This window comes from Lysobacter zhanggongensis, assembly GCF_046638635.1.
Lineage (GTDB): Bacteria > Pseudomonadota > Gammaproteobacteria > Xanthomonadales > Xanthomonadaceae > Novilysobacter > Novilysobacter luteus.
The window spans coordinates 1-5555 of the sequence record NZ_JBJXHK010000112.1; the positions used below are offsets into that span (position 1 = coordinate 1).

General features: G+C 71.8%; 5 protein-coding genes and 1 pseudogene. All 6 read right to left on the reverse strand.

All coding sequences use genetic code 11. From position 1 onward, the window contains the following. A partial coding sequence (locus ACKVMH_RS12415) for a hypothetical protein (protein WP_412700531.1) occupies positions 1-895 on the reverse strand: 895 nt, incomplete at its 3' end. Positions 896-1155: 260 nt separating this feature from the next. After that, on the reverse strand, positions 1156-1389 hold the full coding sequence (locus ACKVMH_RS12420; RefSeq protein WP_412700532.1) for a hypothetical protein: 234 nt from the start codon (positions 1387-1389) through the stop codon (positions 1156-1158). 63 nt (positions 1390-1452) lie between these two features. Then, positions 1453-2571, reverse strand: a complete 1119-nt coding sequence (locus ACKVMH_RS12425) for a DNA topoisomerase IB (protein ID WP_412700533.1) — start codon at positions 2569-2571, stop codon at positions 1453-1455. Between the two features lie 50 nt (positions 2572-2621). After that, positions 2622-3596, reverse strand: a complete 975-nt coding sequence (gene egtD, locus ACKVMH_RS12430; RefSeq protein ID WP_412700534.1) for an L-histidine N(alpha)-methyltransferase — start codon at positions 3594-3596, stop codon at positions 2622-2624. Between the two features lie 8 nt (positions 3597-3604). Continuing rightward, the gene (gene egtB / locus ACKVMH_RS12435) at positions 3605-5023 is read right to left on the reverse strand and encodes an ergothioneine biosynthesis protein EgtB (RefSeq protein WP_412700535.1); all 1419 of its coding nucleotides are present in this window, start codon (positions 5021-5023) and stop codon (positions 3605-3607) included. A 53-nt stretch (positions 5024-5076) separates the two neighbouring features. Beyond that, positions 5077-5555 (reverse strand): annotated as a pseudogene (locus ACKVMH_RS12440) (heme biosynthesis protein HemY); the annotation flags it as partial.

Sequence of the window (5555 nt, forward strand, 5' to 3'; positions counted from 1 at the left end):
GCGGCCCCGCGGGGCCGCCGGCGGCCTCCACCTCGGCGTGCCGCAGCAGGTCGGTCAGGTACCAGCGGCCGTCGTGGCGCTCGAGCTCGACCTCCGCCGCCACCGGTTGGCCCGCGAGGGTGTAGTTGACGGCCACCCGGGCTCGCTCGCCGGTCTGCTCCAGCAGGGTCACCTGGCTGCCCGCCAGCGCCTGGTCGAGGTCGAGCCCGTAGGACACGAGGACCTGCTTGAACCGCTGGAAGAACGGCCCGATGCGCCGCAGGCTGCGCTCCATACCGGCCTTGTGGAAGGCCTCCACGCCACCGGCGAGGCCGGTCAGGCGAGCGGCGGTGGTCAGTTGCGGCACCGCGGCCTTCGCCAGTGCCGGGTCGCCCAGCGGAGCCTGGCTGGCCCACTGGCCGAGCGCGGCGATCAGCTGCAGGTAGTGTCCGCGTTCGGCATCGCTGTAGTCCCCGGCCTCGCGGACGTACTGGCCGGCGAACAGCCCGAGGGTGGCGGCGGCGGTGCGCAGTTCGCGGTCGGCGCCGGCGAACTGTCGCTGGTAGGCAGCCAGCAGGGTCTTCTCCGAATCGGGCGCGGCCAGCACGGTCACGAACGCCGGCAGCCGGTCGTCGAGCGGTAGTTCGGTCAGCGGCCAGATCGTGTGGCCGGCGGTCCAGCTTGCCGCCATGCGGGCGTGCAGGGGCGGTGGCAGCGCGTGGGCGGCGTAGGCCACCAGGTCGTTGCCGCGCAGGTCGTCGGCCAACTGCCGCACCGCGTCCACCGGCCCGGTCGCGACCGACGCGGGCGCCGTGGCGTCGCGTTCGCAGCCACCGACCGCCACCACCAGCGCGATCAGGCCGGCCAGTGCGACCACCGGCAGCAGCGCGACGATCACTCGTCGAATCAATGACATGGGACGCGGTTCCCCCCGGACGCAGGCCGGCATCTTGGCCGGGGCGGGGCGGACGTACAAGCCAAGCCGGTCGCGGAACGGCATCGCGCAGGCAAGAAAAAAGGAGGCCGAAGCCTCCCTTGAAGATCCCGGCGGGCCGGGAACAAGCAGTTGGACATGGCGCCGGCCGGAGCCGGACGCAGCGCAGGGTAAACCCGCCTGAAACTTTAAGCAATGCGTGCGATGTGTGACGCAAGTCTTTGATTCGCCGTGTCGAGTTGCTACACGCGGTCGTCGAGCCCCACCACGCCCGCCTGCTTGGCGCAACGCGCGCAGCAATAGAAGGTGCCGTCGTGCTCGGAGCCGTGGCCGATGATCCGGCACTGGCAGTGCGCGCAGGTCGGCGCGAGTGCATGGATGGCGCATTCGAACGAGTCGAACGTGCCGCTGCCGTTGTGGGCCTGCACGGTAAAGGCCTTGTCGTAGTCGTTGCCGCAGACGTCGCAGATGGCCATGGGGAGCTCCTTGTTCGGATGTCGGGGCAGTGTCCCGCCGGCGGCCGACAGGACCGGTGAAGGTCAGCCGCGGCGCGCGCGCCGGCGTCGCCCGTTGCCCGGCGTGCGGCGGTGTGCGGAACGCAGGAACTTCAGCGCGGCCGCTTCCCACTGGCGGGCGCCGCGGGCGCCATTGGCCGCGCGCTGCAGTCGACCGTCCAGCCAGCCGTCGAACACCACCGGGTCGATGTACGCCTTGCGGCACACCGACGGCGTGTTGCCGAGGCGGTCGGCCACCGTCTGGACCACCTGGTTGCGGGCGGCGGTGAGTGCGCGCTCGGAGGGTTCGCTGCCGTCGGGGCCGCTCGGGACCGGCGTGGCGGCCAGCGCGCGGAAGGCTTCGAGGGTCCCGCCCCAGGTGCGGAAGTCCTTCGCGCTGAAACCCTCGCCCATCGCCTGGCGCAGGTAGTCGTTGACCTCGCCGGAATCGACCGGTTGCAGCGTGCCGTCGTCGTCGCGGTACTGGAACAGCGCCTGGCCCGGCAGTTGCCGGCAGCGCCGTACCAGCCGCGCCAGGCGCGCGTCGTCGAGCGTGATCTCCTGCTCGGCGCCGGCCTTGCCGCGGAACCGCAGTTGCGCCCGCCCGCCGCGCAGGAATGCGATATGGCGGTTGCGCAGGGTGGTGAGGCCGAAGGAGCGGTTGCTGCGGACGTACGCATCGTTGCCGATGCGCGCGAGGGTGTCGGCCAGCAGCGCGACCACGATGGCCAGCACCTTGTCGCGCGGGAATCCGGGTTGCGCGAGGTCGCGGCGAAGGCGCCGGCGCAGCCGCGGGAGGGCGGCGCCGAACGCGACGATGCGGTCGAACTTGCCGTTGCCCCGGATTTCCTGCCAGTCGGCGTGGTAGCGGTACTGCTTGCGTCCGCGCGCGTCCCGGCCGGTGGCCTGCAGGTGCCCGTTGCGTGTGCGGCAGATCCACACTTCCGTCCACGCCGGCGGGATTGCGAGTGCGCGGATGCGCTCCAGCACCGCCTCGTCGGTGACGGTCGCGCCATCGGGCATCACGTAGGTGAAATGGGGCCCGGCGCGGCGCCGGGCGATGCCGGGCTCGCCATCGCAGACGTGGCGGAGGCCGGCCTGGCTGGCGGCGCGGGCCGCCTGTTCCTGCAGGGTGGAGGCTTCACCGGGGGCGGCATTCGACATCCGCCATGGATACGGGCGCGACCGTCAACGCTGCGCCAATGCGGGTCGGCTCAGGCCGGTTCGAGCAGGCGCAGGCCGAACCAGTCGCGCGGGTCGTTCCAGCGGCGCACGACCTGCAGGCCGGCGTCGGCCACCAGCGCGTCGAACGACGCGTCGGTGTACTTGTGGCTGTACTCCACCTGGATCGTCTCACCGGGCTCGAAATGGAAGCGGCGGCCACCGGCGACGACGTCCTGCGCACGCTTACTGACCAGGAACGTCTCGATGCGGCGTCGTTCGCGTGAATAGCGGGCCCGGTGGTGGAAGCCGTCGAGGTCGAAGTCGCTGCCGATCTCGCGGTTGAGCCGCGCCAGCAGGTTGAGGGTGAATGCGGCGGTGACGCCCGCGGCGTCGTTGTAGGCGGCCTCGATCAGGGCCGGGTCCTTGTCCAGGTCGATGCCGACCAGCGCTTGCCCACGCGGCCCCATCGTCTCGCGCATCGACCTCAGCAGCTCGACCGCGTCGGCGTCGGTGAAGTTGCCCAGGGTCGAACCCGGGAAGAACACCAGAGTATGGCCGGTCTCGCGCGAGGGTTCGGGCAGCGGCACCGGCCGGGTGAAGTCTGCGCACACCGGCAGCAACTCGACCTGCGGGAATTCCTCCGCCAGCCGCTCGACGCTGGCCCGCAGCGCCGTGCGCGAGATCTCGATCGGGGTGTAGGCCACCGGCGTCTCGAGCCCTTCCAGCAGCAGCCGGGTCTTGCGACCGCTGCCGCTGCCGTACTCGACCACGTGTGCGTGTGTCGCCACCGCGTCGGCGATCTGCGGCATGGCCGTGTCGAGCAGGGCGAGTTCGACCCGCGTCGGGTAGTACTCGGGCTGGCGCGTGATCTGCTCGAACAGCTGCGAGCCATGGGCGTCGTAGAAGTACTTGGACGGCAGCCGCCGGGGGCTCGCCGACAGGCCGCTGACGGCGTCGCCGGCGATGTCGGCCGGCGCCGGGCGCAGGTCGGTGATGGGCAGGCCGGTGGCAGTGGGTCGGGTCATCGGTGCCCTCATCGCGCGTCGCGTGCCAGCCGCACGCCGCTGAACTGCCAGCGCGCCGCCGGACGGAAGAAGTTGCGGTAGCTCGCGCGCAAGTGGTCGGCCGCGGTGGCGCAGCTCCCGCCGCGCAGGACCTGCTGGCCCGACATGAACTTGCCGTTGTACTCGCCCAGCGCGCCCGGCATCTCGCGGAAGCCGGGGTAGGGCACATAGGCACTCGATGTCCACTCCCACACGTCGCCGAACAGCTGCGACAGGTCCGCGCCGGGGGCGACGGGTGCGGCGGTCGGGTGCAGGCGTCCGGCGTCGGCGAAATTGCCGGTGATGTCGCCTGATCCACGCGCGGCCGCGGCCGCGCGCTCCCACTCGAACTCGGTCGGCAGGCGGGCGCCGGCCCAGCGTGCGAACGCGTCGGCCTCGTAATGGCTGAGGTGGCAGACCGGGGCGGCCGGGTCGATCGGGCGCATTCCGCCGAGGNCGAACTCGGTCGGCAGGCGGGCGCCGGCCCAGCGTGCGAACGCGTCGGCCTCGTAATGGCTGAGGTGGCAGACCGGGGCGGCCGGGTCGATCGGGCGCATTCCGCCGAGGGTGAACTCGTTCTCCAGTCCCTCGTCCCAGTACAGCGGCCGGCACCAGCCTTCGCGCTCCACGGTGTCCAGGCCGTCGCTCAACCACAACGCGGCGGTTCGGTAGCCACCGTCATCGATGAACGCGCGGTACTCGGCGTTGGTCACCGGCCGGCTTGCGAGTGCATGCGCGCCGACCAGCACGCGGTGCCGCGGCGATTCGTTGTCGTAGGCGAAGCCGGAGGCGCCAGGCCACGCCGGGGCACCGATGTCGACCACCGCCTCGTCGAACCGGACCCAGTCCAGCGGCTGCAACGCGCCAGACGTGCGCGGCAGGTCGTCGCGGTAGGCCGGTCGGAGCGGGTTGTTCCACAGCGCATGTTTGATGTCGGTGAGCAGCAGCTCCTGGTGCTGCTGCTCGTGGTGGAGGCCGAGCGTGATGCGCTGCCGTGTCGGCGCGTCGGTCTCGCCTGCCAGCAGTGCCAGCACCCGCTCGTCGACCTGCAGACGGTAGTTGTGTACCTGCGCCAGCGACGGACGCGACAACAGACCGCGGCGTGCTTGCGCGTGGGCGTCGCCGACGCTGCGGTAGTAGCTGTTGAACAGGTGGTCCCAGCCGGGGTCGACCGGCGGTGCGCCAGGCCTGTCGGACAGCACGAACCGGTCGAAGAACCAGGTCGTATGGGCGAGGTGCCACTTGGTCGGGCTGGCCTCGGGCATCGACTGCACCATCGCGTCCTCGGCCGATAGTGGCGCGGCCAGGTGCGAGGTGCGGTCGCGGACCGCACGGTAGTGGTCCGCGAGCGCGGTGCGGGCGGGTTCGGTGTCCGGCGTGCCCGCCGGCGGGACTGGGGTCGACAACATCGACCCCAGCCTACGGGCCGCGCGCTATATCCCCGTGAACGGGTGCCGAGCCGCTAGCCGCGCAACCGCGGCATGCCGTGCTCGTCGCGCTCCTCGTGCACGGCTTCGTCGTAGATGCGCTCACGCAGGTCGCGCCCCGGCAGCTCGGTGATCGGCTCGTTGCGGCTGGCACGCAAGGCGTTGGCATAGCTCAGGCGGGCGCGGGACTCGTCGCCGGCCTGGGCGAACCCGTGGCCGAGTTCTTCCCACGCCTCGGCGTTGGCACCCTGCGCGAGCGCGCGGTGCAGGTAGCCCTCCGACTGCGGCCACTGGCCCTGGGCACGCGACAGGCGGGCCAGGGTCAACAGAAGCCCGGGGCTGGCGGGGTGGTCCTGCAGCCAGCGCTCGGCGCGTGCGCGGCGCGCATCCATCCGGCCGATCGGCAGCCGGCCATACAGCCCGGCGAGGCCTTCGTCCCAACGGGTGTCGAGCGCGTGTTCGATGCTGCTGGCGGCGGCGTCCTCCCAGCGCAGCGCGGCGGCGCGCTCGGCGT

What these genes read in the sequence shown, in the direction of transcription:
- ACKVMH_RS12420 (WP_412700532.1), bottom strand. Translation starts at nt 1,389, where the DNA reads ATGGCCATCTGCGACGTCTGCGGCAACGACTACGACAAGGCCTTTACC.
- ACKVMH_RS12425 (WP_412700533.1), bottom strand. Translation starts at nt 2,571, where the DNA reads ATGTCGAATGCCGCCCCCGGTGAAGCCTCCACCCTGCAGGAACAGGCG.
- egtD (WP_412700534.1), bottom strand. Translation starts at nt 3,596, where the DNA reads ATGACCCGACCCACTGCCACCGGCCTGCCCATCACCGACCTGCGCCCG.